Here is a 1,000-nt window from a genome sequence, read left to right on the forward strand (position 1 = left end):
CAGCTTGCATCCTTGGGCGTTTAGTTTTTCTTCTAATGCCTTAGTAATAGTGGTCTTTCCAGCACCACTAAGACCAGTTAACCATACTGTAACACCACGATGTTCCATGAACTCTATTTACCTCCTAGATTTTTGGTTGACATGACTTGGATTTGGTGTGGATAGGGTATTGGTATTTCAGCTGAACACCAAACTCAACCTCGTAAGTCCTATGGCCTTTAGTCTCGGCTCATTTATAACAAATGCTTCCCTTCGGTGGGATGCTCTTGAGAGACCCCAGCTTCAGGTAGTAGAACGAGTCGGATTGCCCTCGAATTATTTTCTGTCACATCCCCCCTATAGTGGCTTACCCTGATGCCAACCAAGTTAATGGGGATTTTTGCCCTTTTTCAAGGCTCACCTTATCACGGTTCCTGAACCAGATTAACCCATCTGCCCTAAGTATTGCTGATAACCTAACTCATCAAGCAATGCTTGCTTTTCCATCACTGATTCCGCTAAATTCTGGCGATACTGCTGCACTCTCTCTAGTAATTCCGGCTGATGAGTGCCCAAAATCTGCACTGCTAACAATCCTGCATTCTTGGAATTACCAATTGCTACAGTAGCGACGGGAATTCCCCCAGGCATTTGAACAATGGAGTATAGGGAATCAATACCCTTCATTTGACGACTAGACACTGGGACCCCAATCACAGGCAAGGGTGTTAGAGCCGCTACCATCCCAGGCAGATGAGCTGCCCCCCCAGCTCCAGCGATAATAACTTTGAGTCCACGCTTGTGAGCATCTTGGGCATAATTTACCATCCGTTCAGGGGTGCGGTGGGCGGAGACAATCGCTACTTCCCAAGGAACACCGAAGTCTTCACATACTGCGATCGCATTTTGCATGGTGGGCAAATCGGAATCGCTGCCCATAATAATCCCAATTAACGGTTGGTTATTGGTCATGAATCATGTTTGATGGTATATGATTAGACTTCGCCACATTCCCTAATGA

The 1,000-nt window shown here is 46.2% G+C and carries 2 protein-coding genes; both read right to left on the reverse strand.

What is annotated here, in order from left to right; all coding sequences use genetic code 11:
• Window positions 1–108: adenylyl-sulfate kinase (locus F6K38_RS43150; protein ID WP_287361091.1), on the reverse strand; the 108-nt coding region annotated here is incomplete at its 3' end.
• 315 nt (window positions 109–423) lie between these two features.
• Entirely contained in the window at window positions 424–951 is a 528-nt protein-coding gene (gene purE / locus F6K38_RS43155; protein WP_287265763.1) for a 5-(carboxyamino)imidazole ribonucleotide mutase, read from the reverse strand.
• Between the last annotated feature and the right edge of the window lie 49 nt (window positions 952–1,000).

The organism is Moorena sp. SIO3B2 (assembly GCF_010692525.1).
GTDB classification, from domain to species: Bacteria; Cyanobacteriota; Cyanobacteriia; order Cyanobacteriales; family Coleofasciculaceae; genus Moorena; species Moorena producens.